Genomic DNA, 24,292 nt, shown 5'->3' with positions numbered 1-24,292 from the left:
CTGTGCACAGGTGCTGCCTACCGTCCGCGTTCGTTGAGAGCGTCGGCGTGGTACCGGCGGCGTTCAGCGATGAGCGCGGTGACGTCCTCGCTGGTTGCCTCAGGGATCTTGTACATCCAGAAGGTTGCGTCGCTGCTGATGACTGGAACCGGTGATGTGGGCACGGGCGCGAGTCGTTCCTCCGTCGGCGAAGAGCAACTGGCGGGAATGCCGCACCAGTGTCAGTTTCCGAAGTGGTCTGCACGCCCGCCCTGGTGGGGCGTGCGGGCCACTCGGTGGTGCGAGTGGCCGATGGCATGCAGGTGTATCAGCTCGGCGTGCCACCGCATGATCAGTGCGGGCTCGATCCCACAGGTTTTTGCAACGAGGACGTCGGCTCGTGCGTCCCTGGAAGGTGGAGTTCGAGGAGTTCGTCCGTGCCAGGAGCCATGCGCTGCTGCGCTACGGCCTGGTGCTGACCGGCAGCGCCGACGACGCGGCCGACCTGGTCCAGGAGGCTCTGCTCAAACTGAGCTCCTCATGGCGGCGTGTACGCAACAAGGATGACCCCGAGGGGTACGTTCGGACGATCATGGCCCGGCAGCATGTGAGCTGGTGGCGCAGGCGACGGCTGGAGCACCTCACGGAGGAGGTTCCCTCTCCGGTCCACGAGGACGAACACGAGCTCGGCGAGATCTGGCAGCGTCTGCGGGCTTTACCGGCCAGACAGCGCGCGGTGCTGGTCCTGCGCTACTACGAGGATCTCGCCGACGAGGAGATCGCGGCCAGGCTCGGCATCTCGCAGGCGACCGTACGCAGCCAGGTCTCACGCGCCCTGGCCACACTCCGCGTCCGCGCGGACGCACTCACGGGGAGGTGGAGATGACAACCGAGGAGAAGCTGGCCCAGGCGTTGCGCACCATCGCCGACCGGGCCGAGAACCTGGACATGCTGCCCGGCGTACTGGCCAGGCGGCGGAAGCGGGCGCGCCGGCGGACCCGCGGCGCGCTCGCGGTGGTCTGTGCGGCGGCCCTGGCCTGGGGCGTGACGACCGCCTGGCCTGTACCACGGCTTGTGGTGGACCCGGCTGGGCCGGGGCCGGCGCGCAACGCGGTCGAGCGGGTGTGGCCACAGGCGGTGTTCACCATGCCCGGTCGCTCCCGGCCGCTGGCGGCGATCAGCCCCACCGAGGTGCTGGTCTGGAACGAGCAGGGAAGGCTCGACGTCTACGACGCCGCCTCCAGGAGTTCACGAACCGTCGCCGCTCCCAGGCAGGCTCCGCGGTATCTGGCCGTCGACCGTGAGCGGGTGGCCTGGCTCGCCGACGGGCACGTTTGGATCGCCCCTCTGCGGGCCGGCGGACAGGCGAGCAAGGTGGGGCCAGTCCCGGCAGAGAACGTCGATCGCCTGGCACTCGCCGGCCAGGACGTCATCTGGTCGGCGCCGCTCGACGGGGCCTGGCAAATGAGGATCGGCCGTGGAGTTCCCGAACGGGTACCCGGGTCCAAGGGCCTGCAACTCGTGGAGTGGCCATGGGCGACGGATGAGCCTCTGGACATGCGCACCAATCCGACCAAGGTCGTCAACCTGCAGACGGGAAGGACCATCCAGGTCCGCCCCGCGTCAGGCGTCGAGGGCCTGCGGTGCGGACCGACCTGGTGCACCGGGACACACGGAGACGACACCGTCGTCCAGCGCAGTGACGGCGGCTGGAACCACGTCCAGCAAGGGCTGCGCGGCTACCCGTATCAGGATCGGTTCTTTACTGGCTTCGGCGAGATCTACGACGCCCACACGCGGACAACCGTGACCTTTGACGGCGCTCAACTGCCATCGGGGGGCAGGCAGTGGTCCTCCGGCAGCGGTGTCATCTTCTGGACGCAGGACGGCGGCGTCCGCGTGGTGAACCTGGCCGCCATTGCCCAGCCGTAGGGAGCCCAACGTAGCTACTTGTCATCACGCTCTGACCAAGGGCCGTATCCGAAGCCTCCGGCCAGCCTGGAGTTCCAAACCCCGTACAGGCTCCAGAGCGAGAGCTACCCGCCGGAGGCGGTCTTGTTGGGGTGAGGTGTTCATGGGACAGTTCGCGGCGTGGACGCGTATCGCCGATCTGCCTGGTACGGCGCCGGTCGGGCGCTTATTCTGATCAGCTTGGGCTGGGGTGCTGCCGGCTTCTTCTTCGTGTTCGCTGTCAACGACGGGCGCGTATGGCCGAATGCCTACAGATTCCTGTTCGTCTACGTCAGCCTTCAAGTATTTGGGCTGCTGTGTGCATTTGCCGGTCGGACGCGGCACCGGGCGTGGCGCAAATCCGTTAGCCGGTCATCGGAGAGCGAAGTGGACGGCGCTGACCGGAAGGAGGCCGGAGGCGCCGCGTAGCGGGAATATCTGGGAGCGGTACCCAGAGTCAGGGCCTGGTGCAAGCAGGAACGTCAGCCCGCTGTGAAGCCGTCGGCTCTGCTGGACGCCGCCGTCGGGCTCCCCGAGGCAGCCGGCCTGAGGCCACCTGGCGAGAGCATCAGTCAGCGACGGAGACGACATTGTCGACGAAGTCGCGAAATGCTTCCAACAGCTCACCGAGGTTCAGGGGCCCGCATGCTCCTTCGAAGCGGATCCCGTTGCTCCAGACATGTACCCAGTCATCCTCGGTGCGTTCCACCTTTGAGGCGTCCAGCAAAGCCCCCGTAAGAGGTGTGTCGGCGAGGTCGATCTTCACGTGCCATCCCGGATTGTCCAGGGTGTCGATGGTCACGCCGTAACTGTGTTCCCAGTCGTCATTGCAGCAGGAGGCGTACCAAGACTGGAGGAAGATGAACGCATCGGTGATCACGTGGTGAGTCTGACACCTGTGCCCGTCGCATGTCCGATGGGGCGGGAGGCGAGGGGAACGGCGGGGAGTGACAGGGGACGCGATCAGTGCCGTTGCGCGCGTCTTCGCTGGTGGAGCGAGATCGGTGTGCGGCTTTGCAAGCAGGATGTCAGGAGTTCGAATCTTCCTGGGGTCCACTCGTGCAAGCCCAGGTCATCGTCCTAGGCTTTTGATCTTCAGTGGGCCTTGTTCCGGGGTGCCCATAGCGTCGGGAAGCGACCAAGCGGCCGGCGTGACGTTCGGGTCAGTCATCCAACTCCTCCGACGAAACCGTCTCATCCGCGGGCGGGGGCTGTATGTCCGCCTGCATCCCCCAGTTCGACAACCGGAGATCCTCTTCGAAGGCGTAGTACGGGTTCTCCGTGGCGGACTTGTCGCGGCTGTCGTTCGGGTCGTGCCACGCGCTCCATGCTCTGCGGACGAGTTGGTCACCGCCGATCCACAACCGCCAGGACACCTTCCAGGAGGCGTACTTGCCGGTGGGCTTGCTGCGGAAGCCGATGCGCATGGCCGGGTTCACCTTGTGGAGTTGCGCGAAGGTGATGGTGCCCTCGTAGAGGGTGGTGCGCACACCGTCGTAGACTCCGGCGGGCCGCTTGCGCGCGGTGGTGGCCAACACTGCTCTGAGGGTGGCCGGGTCGCTGAGGCTGACATGGTGGCCGGACTTCAGAACGAGCCGGCACGGCCACTCGTACGTGACCCAACTCTTGCCCGGCGGCAGCGGCCGATCGGGGTCGGGCTTGGCGTACAACTGGTAGCCACGCTTTCCGATGCAGATGTTGCGGGTCCCGTGGCGTCCAATGTTGAAGTTCGTCAGGTCTGTGGCCACGATCTTGCCCTTGCCGAACCCCACGACGCCGCGCACCGGCTTGTGGGTGGACCAACTGCCGAACCAGTTCGCCCGGGTACGCTGGACGATCTTCACTCCATGGCCCGGTACGAGCTGGCGCTGAATGGCTTCGGCCGGATCCAATACGGCATCGGCCCGCACGACCGGCCCTGCGGTCACCGTGAATGCGGTCACCAGGAGAACCACCAGGGCCATTCGTCGCCTCATGAGCCAGGGATCTTCGCAGCGGCAGATCTCATCATGATCACGCCTTTTCGGTGGGTTGGTTCTCACACACCTGCACACGAACCTGGCTCCTGGACATCGATCTGTCCGCCCCGATCCGTGACAATCACTCTGTGCGTCTCTTGTTGAAGTCGGCCTTGGCAGGGTCGGCGGTAGGGTTCTTACTGCTGCTCCTCCTCCACTGGCCGACTCGCGATTCGGATTCCGAGGTCGAGCTGGCATTGGCATTCGCGCTGGCGCCCTTCCCGCTCAGCATGGTGGCCGCGCTGCTTGCTCGCCTGCCTGCCTGGCCGGCCGTTGGGCTGCTGGCACCCTTCGCCATGCTGGCGGTCGTCTTCCTCCAGCCGGACTATGACTCCTGGGTGTCTGATGGGAATCTCTCGCTCTACCTCTTCATCGCGGTCCCTGCGGTGACCGGCTTCACGCTCACGGCCATGCTGTGTGCTCTGCTCCTATCGAAGGCCGCGGGCTCTCCAGGAGTGGACGCAGCGTAGACCACGTGTACAAGGCCGGCCGCCGTGTTCGGCTGCCCTGTGCCACACCAGCGGGAAGAGGCCCGTCACCACCGGAAGCGCGGTGATGGGCCTCTTGCGTTGTGTGCGGATGTCTACGGCGCTCGCCGGCTTTCCACGACACTTCGCCGCCGACGTCGCCTTCCCCGATGCCCCTGTGGTCACTCGCTTCTCAGGAGGCAGAATCAGGCATGTCCGGGCGGTGTGTCGCAGAACTCCTGCTTGACGAGGGCGTCCACGAGCGTCAGGAAGTCCTTCGCCGAACCTCTGGTGGCCGAGTCCAGCCAGGTCACCGAGGCGGTCAGGGTCTTGCTGCCGTCGGGGGAGCTGTACATCAGTGCCCCGTAGCCGTGTGGCGGGCTGCCGTTGTGCTGGTAGACGGTGCCGCAGCCGGGGCCCAGGTCCTGTGCCCATATGCCGAGGCCGTAGTCCTGCTTGGGGATTGACGTGGGGATCGCCGTGCGCATCTCGGCCAGCAGCGGGGCGGGCAGGAGCTTGCCGCCGTTCAGTGCGGAGAAGAACGTGGCCAGGTCCTGGGTGGTCGAGATCAGGTCACCGGCGCCGGTCAGCAGGGACACGTTCTGGTGGGAAAGGTCGATCACGCGGTCCTTGTACTGGTAGTAGCCGTGGGCGTGCGGCCCGGGCAGTGCCGTCGTGCGGTTGCCCGCGGCGAGGGTGCCCCGCAGGCCGAGGGGGCCGGTGATGCGCCGTTTCAGCTCGGTGGCGTAGGAGTGGCCGGTGACGTTCTCGATCAGCAGCAGCGCCACGGTGTAGTTGGTGTTGGAGTAGCTCCATCGCGTCCCGGGTTCGAATCGTGGCTTCTTGGACAGCGCCAGACGTGCCAGTTCCTCGGGCTCGTAGCTCTTGAACCGGTTGGGGACCCATTCGTCGCCGTTGGCGGGGATCCCCGGTTCGTCCATCGTCCCGTCGGGGTTGTACTCGCCGGTGTAGTTGAAGATCCCGCTGGTGTGCCGCAGCAGCATCCGTACGGTGATCCGCTCGTCCAGCCCGTAGCCGGGCAGGTAGTCGGCGGCGGGGCGGTCCAGCTCGATCCTGCCCTCGGCCGCCAGTTGCAGCACCATGGTCGCGGTGAAGGTCTTGGTGATGCTGCCCGCCCAGAAGCTCCCGTCGGTCGGGGGCTTGGCGGCCGATCCCAGCTTGCGCACCCCGGCGCCGGCGGCCCAGTCGCCCTGCTGATCGCGCACGCGTAGCTGGATCCCGGTGAAGCCGGCGTCGACGAAGGCGTTCATCGCCTTGCGCAGCTCCGGGCGATCCTGCGCGGTGGAGGAGGTGGCCATGGCGGGGGTGGCGGCCCCCGTCAGCACCGCCGTTGCGAGCGCCGCGACGGCCATGCGCCGGCTGATCGTCGTGTTCATGATGTCCTCGTCTCTGGGGGCTTGGTCGCTGTTGTCAGTTCGCGGGCCGGGCGTCGCCGAACACCGCATCGATGAGCCGCTGTGTGGCCTGCTGGAACGCCGCCGCCTTGGACAGGGCGGCGTCGTCCACGTAGGTCACGGAGGCCGTCATCGTCTTGGTGCCGTCGGGCGTGCTGTACATCAGGGCCGCGGAGCCGGCCATGCCGCCGTTGTGGTGGTAGACGGTGCCGCCGTTCTCGCCCAGGTCCTGCTCGAAGATCCCCAGGCCGTAGCCGATCTTCGGGTCGGGCTTGCGCATCTCGGTCAGCAGTTCGGCGGGCAGCAGCCGGCCGCCGTTCAGGGCGGAGAAGAACGTGTGCAGGTCCTGGGTGGTGGAGATCATGTCGCCGCCGGCGGAGATCCAGGAGGGATTCTGGCTGGTGACGTCCACCGTGTGCTCCTGGCCGCCGTCCTCGTACCGGTAGTAGCTGTGGGCGTGCGGTCCGGTGATCTCGGTCGAGGTGCCCGGCGCCTCGGTGCCCGTCAGCCCCAGCGGGCCCAGGATCAGCCGCCGCAGTTCCTCGGCGAACGAGCGGCCCGTGACCCGCTCGATCAGTAGCCTGGCCAGCACGTAGTTGGTGTTGGAGTAGCTCCAGTCGGCGCCCGGCTCGAAGCGGGCCGGCTTGGACAGCGCCAGCTGGACCAGTTCCTCGGGCTGGTAGGTGTGGAACCGGCCGTCCACCCATTCCTTGCCCGACCACGGGATTCCCGGCGCGAACGTGCCGTCCTCGTAGTACTCGCCGGTGTGGTTGAAGATCCCGCTGGTGTGCTGGAGCAGCATCCGTACGGTGATCCGCCCGTCCAGCGCGAACTCGGGCAGGTAGCCGTCCACCGGGCTGTCCAGCCCGATCCTGCCCTCGGCCACGAGCTGCAGCACCACGGTCGCGACGAACGTCTTGGTGGAGCTGCCGACCCGGAACCGTCCGTCCGCCGACGGCTTCTCCGACGAGCCCAGCTCGCGCACCCCGGCGGTGCCGACCCACTCGCCGCGCTCGTCGTTCACCCGCAGTTGCATTCCGGTGGCCACCCCGGAGTCGACGTACGCCTGCATGGCCTTGTGCAGTTCCGGGCGATCCTGCGTGGCGACGGTGCTCGCCGCGCGCACCTCGGGCGTGGCCGGAGCGGCGTCGAGGGCTGCGCTGATCTTGCGGGCCATCTCGGTCATGGTGGGGCTGGGCCTCCCGTGGGTGGCCGCTTCGACGGCGACCAGGACGGTGCGGCGGAAGTTGTCGGCCTCGGCCGGGGCCGACTTCGCGAGCAGGCTCATGGAGGCGTTCAGGGCAGGCAGCACCTGGTCGGCGAGTTCGGCCACGGTCCTGCCGTACTTCACGCCCTTGGGCGCCTTGGCCAGCACGTGCCCGACCAGGCCGGTCGCGGACGTCAGGGCGACGGAGCCCTCGGCCGCGGCCTTGTGGGCCGAGCCGGCGGCACCGGCGGCGGACATCAGCGAGACGGCGCCCCAGGCGGCGGTGCGCAGGGTGAGCTGGTCCTGGTCGGTGAGGGCGAGGGACATGGCGGTGCTCCTTCAGGCTGCTTCTGGCTTGCCGGTGACGAGGTCCGTTGGCGACGACAGGAACGCTACGGCTGTTGCCATAGCTTTGGCAAGTAGTTGCCAAGACGAATTGCCAAAGCGGTAAGGCGGTGGCATCTCCGTCAGGCAAGAACTTGTCCGAAGGAAGGCAAGTGAGCTAGCCTCTGGCGTGACCCTCCGGACGTCGGACGACGTCAACCGCTACCCGGGAGTTCGGACATGCTCGAACAACCACTCTTCGGCCGCCGACTGAGGCAACTGAGGACCGAACGCGGCCTGACGCTCGCAGCCCTCGCGGGCGAGGGCATGTCCACCGGATACCTGTCCCGGCTGGAATCAGGGGCGCGTCAGCCCACCGAACGGGCCATCACGCACCTGGCCACCCAACTCGGCATCAGCCCTGCCGTACTCACCCAGTCCACCGCCACCTCCCTGGCCGAGAGCCTGACCCTGGCCACCGGCCTGAGCCAGGACGAAGGCGGCCAGACCCTCAGCAACGCCCTGAAAACCTCCCGCGGGGAGGACCCCCTGCTGCGCTGGCAGGCCCTCTGGCAGGTCGCCGAATGGCGTCAGTGGCGTCAGGAGTACGCCGAGCAGCGCACATGCCTCGACGAGCTGGTGGCGCTCAGCGCGCAGATCGGGCTGCCCGAACTGCAGTCCAGAGTGCTGGCCGCACTGTCGCGCTGCATGCGCAGCACCGGAGAGATCGTCGGCGCCGTCGATGCCGCGACACACGCCTACGAGCTGGCCGAACGCGAAGCGCTGCCCGCCCGCGTACGGGCCTCCACGCTGCTGGCCCTGGTGTCGGCGCTGGCGGAGGCCGGGCGACTTCCCGACGCCGCCCGGCATGCCGACGAACTGCTCACGCTGGCGGACCAGGTCTCGGGAGCGCTGCGGGCCCAAGCCGTGTGGACGGTCGCCAACATCCGGGTCCGCCAGGGCGACCTCGACACCGGCGCGCAGCTGATGAACCAGGCCATCGACGGCTTCGACGGCCGTGACGACCTGACGCTCTGGACGCGCCTGCGTCTCGGCGCGGCCCGGCTCGACCTCAGGGCCGATCCGCCTAGAACGGAGTCCGCCCGGCGGCGTGTCACCGAAGTCCAGGCCGCGATGCCGTTCGCGGGCGTCCCCGCCATCGAGCAGCAACTGCTGGCCGTGCGCGCCCGGATCGCCGTCCTCGCCGGCGACCTCGACGAGGCCCGCACGGTCCTGGACCGGCTGACCGGCTTCGACGACCTGCTCACCTACCAGGAGCGGATGCGGCTCGACGTCCTGCGCAACCGCGTCCTGCTCCTGGAGGGCGAGCAGGACACGGCGCTCGCCGGGCTGCGCAAGCTCGCCGAGCAGGCCCAGCAGAGCGGCAACATGGACCTGGCCGCGGACATCTGGCGACTCGTCGCCGAATCCCTGACCAAGTAGGACACTGTTCCAACCCGGCCGGCGGCGAGCCGCCACTCAGTTGATCAGTGGGTACGGTGGCGCTGGTCGCGATTCGACGACTGCGATGCCCAGCCACCCCCGGCAGCGCAGGCCGCAGTGTTGGTCCGGCCTCCCGCCGCTGCCCGGGAAGCTCGCCCCGACGTACCGGGATCAGCTGGAGGCCAGGGCTACGTGCGAGGGGCAATGTCGGGCTGCCAAGGTGTCGGCTCCTCGCCGCAGTTTGGAGGAGACGAGGTTGTTTCGCTCTTGTCAGCTTCCGCGACAATCATCACATGATCGATCACTACCGCAATCTTTTCAGCCAACAGCAGTACTTTGAGGAGGCCCTCTGCTGGACCGTCGTGCAACCCCTCCGCGATGAGATCACGGTGGACGATCTCCTGTGGCGGCTGAACGGAGGCCGTGATCCCGAGGAACGCATCATGGAGTACCCCAGAGAGGAGGCCGGGGAGGAGGGCATGCCCGTGCTCTTCGTCTACCAGGGCGAAGGAGCCTGGGGTTTCCTCGAGTTCTCCCAGGGTTTCGCCACGCCCGATCACATCCTCACTGAACTCAGCAAGGAATCACGCGTGTGGATGACGACCTGGCACTTCAACGGGGGATACACGATCCTCTATGCGGCCGACGGCAAGGTCCGGGCACAGATGCGCGACTTCATCTTCGACGAGCACACGGTCCAAGAGGGGGATCAGAGCATCCTGGCCGAGTTCCGCTCCATGCTCGACAGCCTGGACTCGGAGGACTATCGGGGCAAGCGCAGCGCGGCGTTGGCCTTCATCGAGGCGTCCACTGGCATGGGTATCGAAAGCGAGTGGCTGGATGTGGAAGAAGCGTCCGTCGTCATTCTCGACAACTGGAACGAGGCCTGAAGCGCAGGCTCGACTCCAGCGCTGGTGAGCGTGGAGCCCATCCTCCGGCAGGGGTACTTCGGTTCCGGCGTGATCAGGTGGCGAAGAGGTTAAACGACCGCCCCAGAACCGCCTTTGCGGCCCTTTGGGCGCTGCAGATGGCCTACGGATTTCGGTATGAGGTAGCAGGTCATGGCGGCCAGCACCCACGCGACTCCCAGGGCTATACCAATCCATGAGATCACCAGCGGTGTCAGGAAGGATGCGTTCGCTTCCGACGGCTCGACCACCCTCGCCCGCATCCACTTTTCCTGTACCCCCCACTGCATGAGGATGCTGGGAAGGAGGATCGCTAGCCCGATCCCCATCAACACCCGACTACATGCCCTTAAAATCACTTGCTCCCCGTTCCGGTCAAGAGTCGCATCAGAGTAAGCGCTCCCAATGCGTGATCGATAGTAGGGCGATTGCGGGGTTGGGTGCTATGAGCGCCAAATTCATCCTCCTTTGGCTGAGGGAGTCCGTGGGGCGCTCGGGGCAGGACATGTAGGGCGATCCAGCGTCCTGAACTTTCGGAGAGGCATAAAAGGGTGGGCGATGAACGCTTTTCGATGGGAGCCCAACGATTGCCGCTCTCAATGTCCAGTTTCCGGCTCGCAATGGTCAGCAGGTGTGCCATCTCGCGATTCGCGCCGGATCCTGGACCCGTTCATCCAGCCTCCGGCCTTGCTCCCTGGAGCAACTGGCCTCGGCATGAGGTGGCAGTCGGCACGCATCTGCGGGGGCTGTGTTCGTGGCCGGCCGACGCCCTCCCCGCCTCCGAGCGCGGCTGTCGACGTTGGCCCCCTCGCCGAGTGCGGTCAGCTGAAGATCAGCCCGGCCCGCACTGGGCCGGTTGGGCTCCGCACCACCTGCGGCATCGGGCGCCGCCTGGCGCAGCACGGTCCGTACGACCGGCAGCTGGCAACTGGCACGAAAAGTGCGATGCATCGAAACACAGGACTGGTCGGGCAGGGCCGCGCTATCGGGGGCTGCGTACGGAGAATTCGTTGCCATCCGGGTCGAACATCAGGATCTGGCTGCCATCGCCCTCGCTGGCACGCGTCGCCCCGAGCGAGAGCAGGCGATCGACCTCCGCCTCCCAGTCGGCGTCGGCGGGCGTCGCGAGCTCGAAGCACAACCTGTTCGTGCCCGTCTTCGGCGCCACCGGAGGACCACCCCACGTGATCTTCGTACCGCCGTTCGGCGACTGGATCGCGGTCTCCTGGTCCTGGTCCCAGACCAGTGGCCACCGCAGCGCCTCGCTCCAGAAGTAGCCGACCTCCTGGGTGCCGTCGCAGGCTAGCGCACCGATGACGCCGGTGTCGGCGAGGAACTTGTTGCCCGCCTCGATGACGCAGAACTCGTTGCCCTCCGGGTCGGCGAGCACCACGTGTCCCTCTTCCGGGAGTTGGCCCACGTCGATGTGCTTCCCGCCGAGTCTCAGCGCTCTGGCCACCGTCTGCTGCTGATCGTCCGGGGAGGTGCTCGTCAGGTCGAAGTGCGCCCGGTTCTGGCCGATCTTCGGTTCCAGGCTCGGCAGGAAACGGACGCGGAAGCCGGCAGGGTCGGGCGGCAGGATCGCGACGTCGTCGTCAGGGCCGTCGGCCATCTCCCAGCCCAGAACCCCCGACCAGAACCGCGCCAGGTCCGAGGGACGGATCGCATTGAAGCAGATCGCGAACAATTGACTCGTCATACCTCACGCATCCCCTATTCGCCATGCTTGATACAAGGCCGGCTCCGCCAGCACAGCCTAAAGGCCTCCACGCGACGCCGCACCTGAGTTTCGCGGCAGGCGGTCCGGACGGGGGACGCGACCGGTACACCGCTTGCTCCCGCGAGCGGCTATGACAGCGAGGACGCGGAGGCGAGGGGGGACATCACCGCGGCCTGCCTCGCCGTGGTGGAGGTGGAAAGCGGCGTTCGCCTGGACGGAGCCCTGATGGACCCCCTGCTCGGCACTGCCGGTCCCTCTGTGACACAGCTCGCCGCCGTGATCGCCACCCCCTGCGGGGTGACGATGGCGGCGATCATTCTGGGACGGGCTGATTGCGAAATTCATGCGGGATCAGCAGCCTCCGGGCGAACAGTTCTCGTCGTCCACGCCGACGGAGTCGTCCGCGACGACAGCCGGATGGAGGCCTTCCAGGCAGACCACGGCGCCAGCCGACGAGGACCGCCTGCCCGGCTCCGACCGGGATGCCGGTGGTTTCCGGGCCGAGATCCGCAATGTCGTCGTACTGGTTGCCGCTGAACCCGCGCCAGGCGCCGTGCAGTGAAGCGTCGACAGCGAGAAACGGATCGCCGTTCGTCCATGGCCGGCCCAGATGCGCCCACGGTTCTCGCATTGGCCCATTGTGGATGCAGGTTCAGCGAGAGCTGCACGGAGAGGGCGTTCCCCGTTGCCGTGAAGGGCGCCTGCTGACATACGTGCGGGAAATGATCTAGGCTGGGCGCCCTTTACTGCGATCAGATGGCGGCTGTCTTGCTTCCGTTATCGGCGATTCCCTCGCGCTGGGGAGTGCCTTTGTTGGCGTTGGCGGCTTTGGCCGCTCCCGCTCTGCGTACCCTGCAGCGGCGCCTTTCTGGCGGGCCGAGCCACTCGGCGCGCGGTTATGCCTGCCCCTTGAGTGCCGAGCCGTGGAAACCCGGGAAGTTCGATTGGCTGATCGTGATCAACTGGGGGACCGTCTCCGCGGAGTTGTCCGGCTGGCCCACCGGGGTGATGGCGCTGGGGCTGTGTGCGACTCTCGCCCTTCGTGGCGGGTGGGGGCGTTCGCCGCATGGGTGACGGTTGCGCTGTTCGTGGTCTTCGCCGGGGTGTTCAGCCTTCCCTACGCTGTTCGGGTCATCATGGACGGTTGCCGGGACACGCTTGAGTTCGGCGGCTTGGACATCGTCAGGTTCGGGCCGATGCTGCACTATTCGGCGGGCGCGGTGCTGGTCACGTTCCTGGCGCTGGTCCGGCGTGCGGAGACGGGCGGCGGCGTCCGGTTTCCTGATCGGCAGATCGACGTCCGCTACGTCGAGGAAGCGCGCAGCGTCGCGGCGACGGACGTCGCGTGGTCGCGGTCGGCCATGAGCTGACCCTGGTGAACCAGCAGGTAGTGGGTGTTGTAGGCGGCCATCCTGGGGTCGGGGGACAGCGCGTGGCGTGCCGACGAGGACGCCTGCCAGCGCGGCCGGATCGCCTCCCGCTCCGCTTCGCCCGGACGGCGATGCCACCGGCAACTCGGGCAGGCCGGCATGCCGGTCGCGTTGTCGAGGGCGAAGATGTTGCGCCTCTCGGCCGGGAAGCGGTGCGGGTTCGCGGACGGGCCGGTCATCCACTCGCCGGTGGCCTCGTCGATCGGATGGCCGGTCAGCTCCGATTCGTGATGGCGGATGAGCTCGGCGAGCGGGGAGTCGTGCTCGACCGGCCCCGTCTCGCCCCGTTCGGCCGACGCCAGCGCGGCGGCCAGCACCGGGTGGTCGGCCACGCCGGCCAGCGCACACTGGCGGCGGGCCTCGGCGATCGCGGCCCGGCGCTGGAGGCCGGGGGAGGCGTGGTCGATGGCCTCGGCGAGCTTCCGGTCGAAGGCGCGGAGGGCGTGCGTGGCGAGCGGGTCACCTCGCGGAGGATCGTTCGGAGCGTGGTCGGTGATGACACCGCCCAGCAGGGGCGCGTCCAGCAGTTCGGGGGTGAACAGCACGCCTGAGATTCGGCTGGCCAGGGCGAGGGCCGCGGGAACGCGGCCGGAGAGGTACTGGAACTCGTCCGCCGGTTCGGGGTCGAGGCCCAGCTCGCGCATGTCCTCGTTCAGCGCGTCGGGGTGGCTGCCCCAGCGTTCCTGGGGCGTCTGCGGGCGGAATGCCGTCCGGATCCGGCCGTCCGCGGCGTGTTCGAAGTCGTGCGATGCCGCGTGATTGTGGCGCATGACGGAGACGGCCTCGCCGCCGTCGCGGGTCAGCTCGCGCAGCGTCTCGCGGCGGGTGCCTTCCCAGCCGTCGTATTCGAAGGCGACGGTCCAGTCGCCGGCCCGGGTGACCAGCACCATGTCGCAGCAGCCGTCGTTCACCATCGTGCGCTCGGCGACCTCCTCGTCGTCCACGACATGGATGTTGGCGTCGACGACGCCGAACCGCCGGAGGGTCTCGCGCTCGTCCAGGCCGCGGACGAAGGTGACGGTGTAGATCTCCAGATGCCAGTCGGCTTCCCATGCGTAATCCGCAGTCGTGATCCTGCGCACCGGCTTCTCCCTCCTGCGCGGTCACGGGGAGTGTGGCAGGCGGATCCGACATTCCCGCGGGGATCACCGGCGGGCGGTGCGCCGCACTTCGTGGTGCGGTTGACCGACGTGAAGATCGAGGAGGGGGACGGGCGGCGGTCGGCGGCGTTCTCGGCGCGGTCAACCTGCCATGAGGTGATCGGTCGAACCGGTGAGGGCCGGTCGGGCGTAGTGGGCGCGGGACAGGTGTACGCCGGTGGCGCGGGAGGCGAGGGCCAGAGCACCGGGGACGGGGTCTTCGTGGTATCCGTCCCCGTCGTCGTACAGGCCCAGTTCGCGGACATCCGCGAGCAGCCGGTCGGGATCGTCGCCCTCCCGGTAGCGGTAGCCGTACAGGCCGAACGTGGTGATCAGGCGGTCGTTCACCCTGTAGGTGAAGTCCGAGTCCTCCACATTGGCGAACACCGTGGCCACGGCCGTACCCAATGACAAGGGCTCGGCCAGGTTGCCGACGTACTTGGTGGCCCATCCCGTGTCGGCGAGGACGGTTCCGCCCCGAGCGGCGTAGGCGGCGACGTTGAAGTCGCCGCGGGTGCCTGGGGTGACCTTGATCCGTCGCAGCGCGTCGGCGGGGGACAGGTCACGGACGAACGTGATGCACAAGACGGTCGTGCCGACACCGTCGGTCCACCGGTCGCTCAACCAGACGTAGTCCGCCGAGGTCGCCCCGCCCATGCGCACTCCTGGATCGTTTCGGGTGGCCGCCAGCCTAGACCGGACCGCGAATCCGCCGCTCGATCAGCCGGACCGGTATTCGCCACGACAACCGATGACAGTGATTCGCAAGGACGTCGCAGTGCAATATGGGTCATCTCGTCGGGCTCAAACGGAGTGTCGGTGCAGGCAAATACGAAGTGTCCGGACTGCGGGGTGACGTTGTCCGGGGCCGGGCCTCAGGAGCCGGTCTCCAGATGCCCGGGGTGTGCGCTGCCTCTGCAGGGGCCCGTCGCGCATGAGCTCTGGCAGGTGGACCAGGCTCTCGCCAGGTTGGGGGACCAGCTCGCCGGGCTGCAGGCCCGCCGTACGGAACTGCTCGGCGCCTTACGTGCCGAAGCGGCGAGCGCCGGTGCGGCGAGTGCCGGTGCGGCGAGTCCCTCAGAGGCGAGCGCGGGCGCCACGGGTCAGCCAGAGGCAGGCGCGGGCGCGGCGAGGCAGGGTTTCGCGGGGGCGGCGCCTCCCCACGCGGGCGCGGTGCCGCCGTATCCAGGTGCGGTGTCTCCCCACGCGGGCGCGGTGCCGCCGCACCCAGGTGCGGTGTCTCCACACGCGGGTGCCTTGCCGTCGTATCCAGGGCCGGTGCCTCCCTACGCGGGGGCGGTGCCGCCGTATTCAGGGGTGACGGCCGGATCCGGGATTGCGGGCCCCGGCGCAGCGGGGGCGGAGGTCTCCGCGGGCACTGCGAAGAACGTCCTGCTCATCCTCGGGGGTCTGCTGCTGACGGTGGCGGCGGCGGTGTTCACCGTGGTGAGCTGGGGTCAGCTGGGCATAGGCGGGCGCGCGGCCGTGCTGGCCGCGTTCACCGCGCTGGTGATGCTGGCGCCGGTCGTGCTGATCCGGCGCAGGCTCACCGCGACGGCTGAGACCATGGCCGGGTTCGCGGTCGCGTTGCTGCTGCTCGACGGCTACGCGGCCAGGCGGGTGGGGCTCCTCGGGGTGGACTCCCTCGACGTGTTGCAGTACACGGCGGGCGTGTTCGGGCTCACCGCGCTGATCCTGGTGGCCTATGCCCGGGTCACCCGGCTTCGCGGGCCTGCTCCCGTCGCCGTGGTGCTGGCGCAGCCGGTCCTGGCGCTGCTGGCCGGAGAGTGGCCGGTGACCTGGCTGGTGGCCATGCTGGTGGCGACGGCGGCGCTGGACGTCGCCCTGGTCCGCCGCGGCCGGGGAGCGGTGCGGGTGACGGCCGCCTCGACCGGCAGCGGGGTCGCGCTCCTCGCTCTGCTGATCGGCGTGCCGTACGCGCTGGGATCGCCTTCCGTCGGTCAGGCGCTGGTCAGGTCGGTGCCGCTGGTCGCCTTGGTGCTGCTCGGCGGGTGGGTGACATGGCTGCTGGCCAGGCGGGGCGACGCCGAGAGGGAGGTCTGGGGCTCCGCGGTCGCCGTCGGGACCGCGCTCACGCTGATCGCCGTTCCGGCGGCGCTGGTGCAACCGATGCTGGACGGTCCGGGCATGGACTGGCGTCCCCTGGCCTACCTCGTCCCGGCGCTCGGGGTGGTGCTCGCCGCCTACCGGTTGCCCTGGCGGCGGGTACGGGCGGCGGTCATGGGCACCGGCGGGCTGGTGGCGCTGCTGACCATGCTGACGGTACTGCCTCGGCTGGTGGTCACTTTGGCGGCGCCGTTCGCCTGGCTGGACGTCCTCTGGACGGGCGCCTGGAACGGGCGGGAGTGGCCGCCCTTCGAGATGGCGTCGCCGGTGGACGTGGTGGTCCTGGCCGTGCCGGCGTCCGCCCTCCTGGCGGCGGCCGGGCGCGGCAGCGGGTGGCGGCCGATGAAGGCGAGGGCGGCCGGACGGGGAGCGACGGAGGCGGTGGCCGGGCGCGAGGCGACGGCGGTGGCCGGGCGAGGTCGCGGTGGGTGGTCGGTCAAGGTGGGGGCGGTCGGGGCGCTGGTGGCCGGGGTGCTCGCGATCGCGGTCGCCCCCCAAGCCTTCGGGATGCCCTACCCGGTCGCGACGGCGGTGCAGGCGGCGTCGGCCGTCGCACTCGCGTTGGCCGCCACCCGTGGCCGGACGCCCTGGTGGGCGGTGGCCTGCGCGCTCGTCGCCGCTCCCGCTTCCCTACGGGCGGCGGCGTACGCGTTCGGCAGCGAGCCGGCGACGCTGATCGTGCTGCCGATCCTGGCGGCCGCGGCCGCCGCGACGGCGCTGTCGGCCAGGCTGAAGGAGCTCCGGCTCTGGGGAGTCGGCTTCGCCGCCCTGTTCCTGGGCCTGGAGGCGGTGGCGGCGGGGCTCGCGCTGGGTGTGCGCGTCCTGGTCGCGGCGAGCATGGGGTTCGCCGTGGCCGGGGTGCTGGCGCTGCTCATGTCGCTGTGGGCGGGAACGGCCGGCCGGACCGGCGGGACCGGCCTCAGGTACGCCGGCGCCCTCCTGCTGCTGCTGGCGTCGTGGCTGCGGCTGGGCGCGGACGAGGTCACCGTCGTCGAGGCGTACACCGTGCCGTGCTCGCTGGTGCTGCTGGGATCCGGCTGGTGGCGGCGGCGCGGCGCGGCGGTCTCGTCGTGGGCCGCCTACGGGGCTGGCCTCTCCTGCACGATGCTGCCCAGCCTGGTGGCGGTGTACTCGGACGCCGAATGGCGGCGGTCGCTGGTGCTCGGCGTGCTGGCGCTGGCGGTGCTGCTCGCCGGGGTCCGGTTCAAGCTCCAGGCGCCCACGTCGATCGGGGCGGTCGTGGTCGCCGGGGTCGTGGTGCGGGAACTGGCTCCGTACGTGTCGGAGATGTTCCTCGAGGTGCCGCGCTGGGTGCCGATCGCCGTGGGCGGCCTGCTGCTCGTGGTGGTCGGGGCGACGTACGAGGCCCGCATGCGCGACCTGCGCCGGCTGCGCGACACCCTCGCGACGATGGGCTGAGGCCGCGAGTCCGACGAGGGGCGGCGGCGTCCTGCCGGATGTCAGCGGCCGTGTCAGGGCGGTGACGGCGCGGTATCAGAGCGGTCCGCGATGGTTGACCCATGAACGGTTCGGCGATGCGGCCCCAGGGCCGCGAACCGGGCCAAGTGCCCGTCCCTCCAGGGGCGGGCGTCGGAGACCACCACTCGCAGGAGAGCATCATGCAGCAGTTCACCACCCCCGCCCCCGTCCGCGTCGTCCTCGACATCCCCGCGGGACGCGTGCAGTTCGTGGCGGACGACCGGAGCGACACCACGGTCGAGGTCCGGCCCGCGAACGCCTCGAAGAGCCGCGACGTGCAGGCGGCGGAGCAGACCACGGTCGACTACGCCGACGGCGTCCTGCGGATCGCGAGCGCGGCGAAGAACCAGTACCTCGGCCCGTCCGGGTCGATCGAGGTGACGGTCCAGCTGCCCGCCGGCTCCCGCGTCGAGGCCAAGGCGGCCAGCGCCGAGCTGCGGACCACCGGACGTCTCGGCGACGTCGCCTTCGAAGGCGCGTACAGCCGGATCGAGATCGAGGACGCCGCGAGCCTCCGCCTCACGGCGGTCGACGGCGACGTCGAGGTCGGCCGGCTGGGCGGGCCCGCGGAGATCAGCACCGCACGCGGGGACATCCGGATCGCCGAGGCCGCGGGCGGCAAGGTCGTGCTCCGCACCCAGTCCGGCGACATCTCGATCGCCGCCGCCACCGGCGTCTCGGCGGCCCTGGACGCCGGCACCAGCCACGGCCGCGTCACCAATGCACTCAAGAACGACGGCACCGTCGAGCTCGACATCCACGCCACCACCTCCAACGGCGACATCACCGCCCGCAGCCTGTGACCCGCGGCTTCCGACGGGAGGGCGGGCCAACTCGCCGGAACCGCCCTCAGGAAGAAGTCGCAGGCCAGAGCGCTCATGTGGCGGGACTGTGAAACTGTCGGCCCAGCCTGCGCAAGCTCGGGACCTTGCGCCGGCCGCCGGTTTCAACAGCAGGTCAGAGGCCCTTCGGGGCCTCTTCTGCGTTGCAGGGGGGGCGGGCTCAGGAGTCGCGTCGCAGTGAGGACAGGCCCCACAGTTCGGCGATCCGTCCGTCGCGCACCCGCAACATCTCCAGCATGGTCGGTGGCTCCCGGTCGGGAATGCCGTGCACGCTCGTGCGGACGGCGACCGTGTCCCCCTCGACGATCAGGTCCTCGACGACCACCTGGACGTCGGGGAACGCCTCGTGGAACCGCTGCCACGCCTGGGAGACGCTGTCGGGGCCGGTCGTGCCCAGGGGGTGGCTGTGGAAGTCCGCCGCGAAGATCTCCGTCGTGGCGGCGTGGTCGCGGGCGTTGAAGGCGGCGTACATGCGGTGGGCCGCGGCGCGCGCGTCCTCGGTCATCGGCTCTCCTGTTCGGTCATGTTCGCGCGTACGCGGCGCAGGGCGTCCAGGACGAGGTCCCGCTGGTGCGGCGGGACGCCGTCGAGGAGCCGCTCCTGGTACGCCTGGTGCGCGCGGTCGAGGTCGGCGGCGCATCGTTCGCCGGCGGGGGTGAGCGCGGACAGGGTGTAGCGGTTGTCCGCCGGGTCCAGACGGCGGCCGACCAGCCCCTCGGCCTCGAACTCCTTGACCAGCCGGGTGACGCTCGCGCCGTCGATGCCGAGCGTCCGGCGCAGCTCGCTGTGGCTCGTCTCGCCGTCGCGCCGCAGGCGGATGAGCAGTTGGACCCGGTGGGGGCTCATGCCCACGTGCCGGGCGAACGCCTGCCGGAGCTCGGTGCAGGCGCCTCCCAGCTCACGGAAGAACGTGTCCTCAGCGGTCTCTTCGTGCACCATCTTTTTATATCGGCAACTCTTGATGTCATCAAGAGTCAGCGGAAGATCGTGTGGCACACCCGCGCCCGCAACCCCTCGAACCTGGCGCACGGCGAGTGGTGGTGCCTACGCCTCTTCGCGTGCTGCTGCTTCCTCGCGGTGTGCTTCGCCGTGTGCCTCGCGGTGTGCTTCGCCGCGGTCTTCGGCCGCGTGACCGGGTGGGGCGGTTGGGCGGCCGGCGGCCGGGCAGGCATGGACGAGGCCGCCTGCGGGACGGCCGCCTTCAGGACGCCCGCCGGCCCGCGCCCCTGAGCTTCCTCCTGCAGCCCACGACTGACCGTGAACCCGACGAACACGCCCGTCCCGAGCGAGAGGGCGACCGCGACGACGACGAAGACGTGGCCGAAACGCCTCCGAGGGGCGAGCGGCGATCCCCGGAAGAGCGCGGACGGCGGAAGGACGCCCTTGCCGCGTGCCGCGGACCGGGACGGTGCCGGACGGATGAACACGGAAGATGGCAGGTCGTTCATGGTCGCCTCCGAGATCACGCTCAGACGGTTGCCGTCTGGCCCGTATGACGCTCGGCGCAAGCACTCCGGTTCGGGAGTTGGCGGATCCTTGGGCAGGTCGCGCCCAGGTCCTGACACTTGCGTTCGCCTGGGCCCGGGGGCAGGCGGGGCTAAACACGCCCTGATGGGTCGGCTTGGATTCGCGCCTGCACACCAACTCCCTGTCCCGTTTTTCGCCAATTGGGTGCTTTGTCGGTTTTCCGGGTAGGTCAAGCCGCGGCGAGCAGGCGTCGGCGTGTTCGGGGTCTGTCCGCGCGCACTGGACCGCGCACTGGATCGCGCACTGGACTCCAGTGCGGGTCGAGATGGTGAGCGAGCGGAAGGAGAGCTGACCATGTCGAGCAGATTGCAGATGGCCTTTGCCGTACTCGCCGGGTACTACCTCGGCAGGCGCCACAAGTTGCGCACGGCCGCGGCACTGGCGGCGGCCGGGCTGGCGGGACGCGCCAGCTGCGGCCAGGGTGGGGCCGGCGGCCTGCTGGCGCAGGGCGTCAAGACCCTCGGCTCCAATCCCGAGATTCAGCGGATGACCGGCCGCCTTCGCGGCGAACTCATGGAAGTCGGCAAGGCGGCGGTGATCTCCGCGGCCACCAAGCAGATCGACTCCCTGACCCACAAGCTCCAGGAGCGTGGGGAGAAGTCCGGGACCGCGCAGGAAGAGGAAGCCGAGCCGCAACCCGCGAAGCGGCAGGCACCCAGGGACGAGGAAGCCGACTACGACGAGGAGGACTACGACGAACGCGACCGCTACCAGGAGGACGACGAAGAGGAACCCGAGGCACCGGAGCAGGCCAGACGCGGGCCCGAGGGGCGTGAGGGCCACGAGGGTCACAGAGGGCAGCGGCGGACACGTCCTGTCCGGCGGGTCGGCCAGTCACGGAGGTGAGTGCGGTGGCTGATGCAGCGAAGAGGACGGCGACCGGACGCGGCGGGGAAGCCCTGGGCAAGGCCGCCGGAACGGCCCGTCGAGCCGGTCAGGCCGCGACGGGCACGGCCGAGGACGTCACCGGAAAAGCAGGGGACGTGACCAGTAAGGCAGGGGACGTCACCGGCAAGGCAGGGGACGTGACCGGGAAGGCCGGGGACGTGACCGGGAAGGCCGGGGACGTCGCGGGGAAGGCCGCGGAGGCCGGCCAGGGCGTCGCCGACAGCCTGCCGATGGACCGGCTCGTGCAGTCCGCGCAGGGCCTCCTGCAGGCGGCGGGCACGCGGGTGTTGTCCTCCGCCGGGGACAAGCTCGACGGACTGACCGGCCGGCTCTCCGATTACGTCGAACACGGCGGAAAGGGCTTGATCAGCGCGGTCACGGGCTCGGACAAGCCCGGCTTCATGAGCGGAGCGCTGAAAGGCGGCCTCACGGGAGGTCTGAAGGGAGGCATCAAGGGGGGCCTCAAGGGCGGCCTCAAAGGCATCTGGCAGAAGATCACCGGCCGTGGCGGCGGGAAAGCCGGCCACGCCAAGATCACCAACATCGTCGAGTCGATCGACGTCGGCGCGCCCCGGCGCCTGGTGTACGACCAGTGGACCCAGTTCCAGGACTTCCCGACCTTCATGAAGAAGGTCGAGACCATCAACCAGGAGTCCGACGAGGAGCTGTCCTGGAAGGCCCAGGTCTTCTGGTCGCATCGGACCTGGAAGGCGCACATCATCGAGCAGATCCCCGACCAGCGGATCATCTGGCGGTCGGAGGGAGCGAAGGGGTACGTCGACGGAGCGGTGACCTTCCACGAGGTCTCGCCTGACCTGACCCGGGTCCTGGTCGTGCTGGAGTACCACCCGCAGGGCCTGTTCGAGCGCACCGGCAACCTGTGGCGCGCCCAGGGCCGGCGCGTACGCCTGGAGCTCAAGCACTTCAGACGGCACGTCATGGCGCACCTGCTGCTGAAGCCCGACGAGCTGGAGGGCTGGCGCGGCGAGATCCGCGACAGCCAGGTCGTCAAGGATCACGAGACCGCCGTCCGGGAGGAGCAGGAGCAGCGGGAAGCCGAGGAGCAGCAGCCCGAGGAGGGCGAGCGGGCGGAAGCGGAACAGCCCGAGGAGGAGCAGCCCGAGGAGGGCGAGCGGGCGGAAGCCGAAGAGCCCGAGGAGGAGTACGAGGAGGAGCCTGAGGAGGAGGAAGAGGAAGAAGAGGAGGAGCCCGAGGAAGAAGAAGGGGAGTTCGAGGAGGAAGAGGGAGAGTTCGAGGAGCCCGAAGAGGAAGAAGAAGGGGAAGAGGAGGAAGAAGAGGAAGAGGAGCGTCCCGCGGCTCCGGCCGTGGCGCGGCGTCGCGCAGGAGCGCCCACCCGCCGGTCCGCCGAGCAGGACCGCCCGGTACGCCGGCGTCGGATCCGAGCCGAGTAGCCACTCGTCAGGGCCTGTCGCCGAGGGCCCGGCCACCCAGAACCAGGGGGAACGACATGACCGTTCAGCCTGCCGGTCGCGGTACACCGGCCAGCAGCGGCACCGCGGGGACAAGTCTGGCGGACGTCATCGACACCATCCTCGACAAGGGCCTCGTCATCGACGCCTTCGTCCGGGTCTCGCTCGTCGGCATCGAGGTGCTGACGATCGACACCCGGATCGTCGTGGCCAGCGTGGACACGTACCTGCGCTTCGCGGAGGCGGCCAACCGCCTCGACCTGTCGGCCACCGAGAAGGGCCTGCCGGAGGTCGTCGAGGGCGTGACGGCGGCCAGGGCCGTCGGCCAGGCGAACCAGCCTGACGCCGGGGAGCTGGAGGCCGCCTCCGACGAGCCCGACGAGCTGCAGGAGCTCACGGGGGAGGTCGTGGACCGCGAGGAAGAGCCGCGCCGGGCGCGTCGTAGAGAGGATGACTGAGATGTCGCCACGCAGAGAGGCCGCGGAGGCCGCCGGGTCCGAGGACAGGGCGCAGCCGAGCATGAACGGCTACGCGTCCTACGTGTACGGGATCGTACCGATGGACGTCGAGGTGGAGCCCGGGACCGAGGGGGTGGGGGATCCCGGCGGGGAGGTGCGGCTGGTGCCGTTCGGCCAGATCGCCGCTCTGGTAAGCGACGTCGAGCCGGACCGCCCGCTCGGCCGCCCGCGCGACCTCCAGGCGCACCAGCGGCTGCTCGACCAGACCGCGGCGGAGGTGCCGGTGCTGCCGTTCCGGTTCGGGGCGGTGCTGACGGACTCCGAGGCCGTGGTGGAGGAGCTGCTGAAGCCGTACCACGACCAGTTCGCCGACGCCCTTCAGGAGGTGGAGGGCCGGACGCAGTACGTCGTCAACGGCCGGTACGACGAGCGCGCGATCCTCAGCGAGATCCTGCGCGAGAACGGCGAGGCCGCGAGCCTTCGCCAGCAGATCACCGGCCGCTCGGAGGACGCGACGCGCAACGAGCGCATGCGGCTCGGCGAGATCATCGAGGGCACGATCGCGGACAAGCGCGAGGCCGACACCGCGACGGTGGTGGACGAGCTCTCGGACGTCTGCGAACAGCTGGCCGTGCGCGAGCCCTCCCACGAACGGGACGCCGCGCACGTGGCCGCGCTGGTGGCGAACGACCGGCGGGCCGAGTTCGAACAGGCCGTGGACGAGCTGGCCCGCCGCTGGTCGGGACGCGTCGAGCTGCGGCTGCTGGGGCCGATGGCGCCGTACGACTTCGTCGGCACAAGCTGACCGTACGACTTCGTCAGCACGAGCCGACCGTACGACTTCGTCGGCACGAGCCGACCCGCGCCGGCACGGACGCGGGCGCCCGGGAGGAGTGAACATCCTTGGGACTGGGGACGTTGCTTTTTGGCTGGCCGCTCATGCCGCTCTACGCGGTCGTCAAGCTCGGCGAGCTCATGCGCGACCAGGTCGAGCGCGAGCTGCACGACCCGGCCGTGGTCCGGCGCCGCCTGGAGGCGGTGGAGCAGGCCAGGGCCGACGGCCGGATCTCCGCGGAGGAGGAGGACCGGGCGGTGGAGGAGATCTTGCGGGGGATGGTCGGCTGGTGAGGCGCTAGCGGGGGGCCGCACCAGGGGAGTACGGGGGTGATGTGGTGCCTGCCAGGCAGGAGACCGAGCACAAGCGCGTGCCGGGGACAAGGCATGCGGAAACCGGCGGCGAGGGGCCGCCTCGCACGCGTCCGGCGGACATGCCGGCCGCCGAGGTGGCCGGGGTCGGGTTGCGGATGATGACCGAGCTGACCGGCAAGGAGGCCGAGAGCGTCACGCGGGTCGAGCCGGCCGAGGACGGATGGCTGGTCGGCGTGGAGATCGTGGAGGACCGCCGGATCCCGTCCTCCGGTGACACCCTGGCCCTGTACGAGCTGGAGCTCGACATGTCGGGCGGCCTGCTGTCCTACCGACGGGTGCGCCGGTACAAGCGCGGCAGCGGCGACCTCGCCGAGGGCTCGCGGTGAGCGCCA

25 protein-coding genes are annotated in these 24,292 nt (G+C 69.4%); 16 read left to right on the top strand and 9 right to left on the bottom strand.

All coding sequences use genetic code 11. From position 1 onward, the window contains the following. The first annotated feature begins 379 nt into the window (after positions 1-379). From ABT158_RS21530 to ABT158_RS21520, 3 genes are all read left to right on the top strand, one after another. Complete coding sequence (locus tag ABT158_RS21530) at positions 380-865, top strand: SigE family RNA polymerase sigma factor (RefSeq protein ID WP_352355847.1); 486 nt, start codon at positions 380-382, stop codon at positions 863-865. After that, positions 862-1,911 (top strand): hypothetical protein, encoded by a 1,050-nt coding sequence (locus ABT158_RS21525; protein ID WP_352355845.1) that lies wholly within the window; start codon positions 862-864, stop codon positions 1,909-1,911. The genes ABT158_RS21530 and ABT158_RS21525 overlap by 4 nt, the downstream gene beginning before the upstream one ends. Positions 1,912-2,070: 159 nt before the next feature. After that, on the top strand, positions 2,071-2,358 hold the full coding sequence (locus ABT158_RS21520) for a hypothetical protein (RefSeq protein WP_352355843.1): 288 nt from the start codon (positions 2,071-2,073) through the stop codon (positions 2,356-2,358). Between the two features lie 139 nt (positions 2,359-2,497). Here ABT158_RS21520 and ABT158_RS21515 read toward each other — a convergent pair whose 3' ends face one another. Both ABT158_RS21515 and ABT158_RS21510 read right to left on the bottom strand, forming a co-directional pair. Then, positions 2,498-2,809 carry an immunity 53 family protein gene (locus ABT158_RS21515; protein WP_352355841.1) on the bottom strand — a complete coding sequence of 104 codons (312 nt, stop codon included), beginning with the start codon at positions 2,807-2,809 and terminating at the stop codon, positions 2,498-2,500. A gap of 283 nt (positions 2,810-3,092) precedes the next feature. Then, positions 3,093-3,872, bottom strand: coding sequence for a hypothetical protein (locus ABT158_RS21510; protein WP_352355840.1), 780 nt, complete (start codon positions 3,870-3,872; stop codon positions 3,093-3,095). Between the two features lie 164 nt (positions 3,873-4,036). Here ABT158_RS21510 and ABT158_RS21505 point away from each other — a divergent pair, with 164 nt between their 5' ends. Continuing rightward, positions 4,037-4,417: a hypothetical protein gene (locus tag ABT158_RS21505; protein ID WP_352355838.1), complete on the top strand. Its 381-nt coding sequence runs from the start codon at positions 4,037-4,039 to the stop codon at positions 4,415-4,417. 203 nt (positions 4,418-4,620) lie between these two features. Here ABT158_RS21505 and ABT158_RS21500 read toward each other — a convergent pair whose 3' ends face one another. Continuing rightward, positions 4,621-5,811 carry a serine hydrolase domain-containing protein gene (locus tag ABT158_RS21500; RefSeq protein ID WP_352355836.1) on the bottom strand — a complete coding sequence of 397 codons (1,191 nt, stop codon included), beginning with the start codon at positions 5,809-5,811 and terminating at the stop codon, positions 4,621-4,623. Positions 5,812-5,845: 34 nt separating this feature from the next. Then, positions 5,846-7,363: a serine hydrolase domain-containing protein gene (locus tag ABT158_RS21495; RefSeq protein WP_352355834.1), complete on the bottom strand. Its 1,518-nt coding sequence runs from the start codon at positions 7,361-7,363 to the stop codon at positions 5,846-5,848. Positions 7,364-7,600: 237 nt separating this feature from the next. Between ABT158_RS21495 and ABT158_RS21490 the strand changes: the two genes are divergently transcribed. Further along, positions 7,601-8,803: a helix-turn-helix domain-containing protein gene (locus ABT158_RS21490; RefSeq protein ID WP_352355832.1), complete on the top strand. Its 1,203-nt coding sequence runs from the start codon at positions 7,601-7,603 to the stop codon at positions 8,801-8,803. Between the two features lie 293 nt (positions 8,804-9,096). Continuing rightward, positions 9,097-9,693 (top strand): hypothetical protein, encoded by a 597-nt coding sequence (locus tag ABT158_RS21485; protein ID WP_352355830.1) that lies wholly within the window; start codon positions 9,097-9,099, stop codon positions 9,691-9,693. A 1,000-nt stretch (positions 9,694-10,693) separates the two neighbouring features. Here the strand turns inward: ABT158_RS21485 and ABT158_RS21480 are convergent. Continuing rightward, complete coding sequence (locus ABT158_RS21480) at positions 10,694-11,398, bottom strand: VOC family protein (RefSeq protein ID WP_352355828.1); 705 nt, start codon at positions 11,396-11,398, stop codon at positions 10,694-10,696. Between the two features lie 1,103 nt (positions 11,399-12,501). On the opposite strand from ABT158_RS21480, the gene ABT158_RS21475 reads away from it, so the two are divergent. Then, positions 12,502-12,801, top strand: coding sequence for a hypothetical protein (locus ABT158_RS21475; RefSeq protein ID WP_352355826.1), 300 nt, complete (start codon positions 12,502-12,504; stop codon positions 12,799-12,801). Here ABT158_RS21475 and ABT158_RS21470 read toward each other — a convergent pair. Continuing rightward, on the bottom strand, positions 12,735-13,943 hold the full coding sequence (locus ABT158_RS21470; protein ID WP_352355824.1) for a DUF6461 domain-containing protein: 1,209 nt from the start codon (positions 13,941-13,943) through the stop codon (positions 12,735-12,737). The two genes, ABT158_RS21475 and ABT158_RS21470, sit on opposite strands and share 67 nt — an antisense overlap. Before the next feature lie 159 nt (positions 13,944-14,102). Next, a complete protein-coding gene (locus ABT158_RS21465) occupies positions 14,103-14,657 on the bottom strand; it encodes a DUF6461 domain-containing protein (RefSeq protein WP_352355822.1) in 555 nt (184 codons plus the stop codon). Positions 14,658-15,278: 621 nt separating this feature from the next. On the opposite strand from ABT158_RS21465, the gene ABT158_RS21460 reads away from it, so the two are divergent. Together ABT158_RS21460 and ABT158_RS21455 are read left to right on the top strand one after the other, a co-directional pair. After that, entirely contained in the window at positions 15,279-17,546 is a 2,268-nt protein-coding gene (locus tag ABT158_RS21460; protein WP_352355820.1) for an SCO7613 C-terminal domain-containing membrane protein, read from the top strand. Positions 17,547-17,746: 200 nt separating this feature from the next. Continuing rightward, positions 17,747-18,409 carry a DUF4097 family beta strand repeat-containing protein gene (locus tag ABT158_RS21455; protein WP_352355818.1) on the top strand — a complete coding sequence of 221 codons (663 nt, stop codon included), beginning with the start codon at positions 17,747-17,749 and terminating at the stop codon, positions 18,407-18,409. A gap of 199 nt (positions 18,410-18,608) precedes the next feature. Here the strand turns inward: ABT158_RS21455 and ABT158_RS21450 are convergent, their stop codons facing one another. Together ABT158_RS21450 and ABT158_RS21445 are read right to left on the bottom strand one after the other, a co-directional pair. Next, positions 18,609-18,953 carry an ester cyclase gene (locus ABT158_RS21450; RefSeq protein ID WP_352355817.1) on the bottom strand — a complete coding sequence of 115 codons (345 nt, stop codon included), beginning with the start codon at positions 18,951-18,953 and terminating at the stop codon, positions 18,609-18,611. After that, positions 18,950-19,387, bottom strand: coding sequence for a MarR family winged helix-turn-helix transcriptional regulator (locus tag ABT158_RS21445; protein WP_352355815.1), 438 nt, complete (start codon positions 19,385-19,387; stop codon positions 18,950-18,952). The genes ABT158_RS21450 and ABT158_RS21445 overlap by 4 nt, the downstream gene beginning before the upstream one ends. A 48-nt stretch (positions 19,388-19,435) precedes the next feature. Here ABT158_RS21445 and ABT158_RS21440 point away from each other — a divergent pair, with 48 nt between their 5' ends. The 7 genes from ABT158_RS21440 (at position 19,436) to ABT158_RS21410 (ending at position 24,286) form a co-directional block, all read left to right on the top strand. After that, entirely contained in the window at positions 19,436-19,678 is a 243-nt protein-coding gene (locus tag ABT158_RS21440; RefSeq protein ID WP_352355813.1) for a hypothetical protein, read from the top strand. Between the two features lie 591 nt (positions 19,679-20,269). Beyond that, positions 20,270-20,821 carry a hypothetical protein gene (locus tag ABT158_RS21435; protein ID WP_352355811.1) on the top strand — a complete coding sequence of 184 codons (552 nt, stop codon included), beginning with the start codon at positions 20,270-20,272 and terminating at the stop codon, positions 20,819-20,821. Positions 20,822-20,826: 5 nt separating this feature from the next. Beyond that, positions 20,827-22,275, top strand: a complete 1,449-nt coding sequence (locus ABT158_RS21430; RefSeq protein WP_352355809.1) for an SRPBCC family protein — start codon at positions 20,827-20,829, stop codon at positions 22,273-22,275. 56 nt (positions 22,276-22,331) lie between these two features. Then, positions 22,332-22,751 (top strand): gas vesicle protein GvpJ, encoded by a 420-nt coding sequence (gene gvpJ, locus ABT158_RS51300; RefSeq protein WP_452425652.1) that lies wholly within the window; start codon positions 22,332-22,334, stop codon positions 22,749-22,751. A gap of 1 nt (position 22,752) precedes the next feature. Continuing rightward, on the top strand, positions 22,753-23,556 hold the full coding sequence (locus ABT158_RS21420; RefSeq protein ID WP_352355807.1) for a GvpL/GvpF family gas vesicle protein: 804 nt from the start codon (positions 22,753-22,755) through the stop codon (positions 23,554-23,556). A gap of 98 nt (positions 23,557-23,654) precedes the next feature. Continuing rightward, on the top strand, positions 23,655-23,879 hold the full coding sequence (locus ABT158_RS21415; RefSeq protein ID WP_397154368.1) for a gas vesicle protein GvpG: 225 nt from the start codon (positions 23,655-23,657) through the stop codon (positions 23,877-23,879). A 44-nt stretch (positions 23,880-23,923) separates the two neighbouring features. Further along, positions 23,924-24,286 (top strand): gas vesicle protein GvpO, encoded by a 363-nt coding sequence (locus ABT158_RS21410; RefSeq protein ID WP_352355803.1) that lies wholly within the window; start codon positions 23,924-23,926, stop codon positions 24,284-24,286. The last annotated feature ends 6 nt before the right edge of the window (positions 24,287-24,292 follow it).

Origin of the sequence: Nonomuraea sp. NPDC001636, assembly GCF_040298265.1 — a bacterium.
Classification (GTDB): Bacteria; Actinomycetota; Actinomycetes; order Streptosporangiales; family Streptosporangiaceae; genus Nonomuraea.
This window is presented reverse-complemented; position numbering and strand designations above follow the sequence as displayed.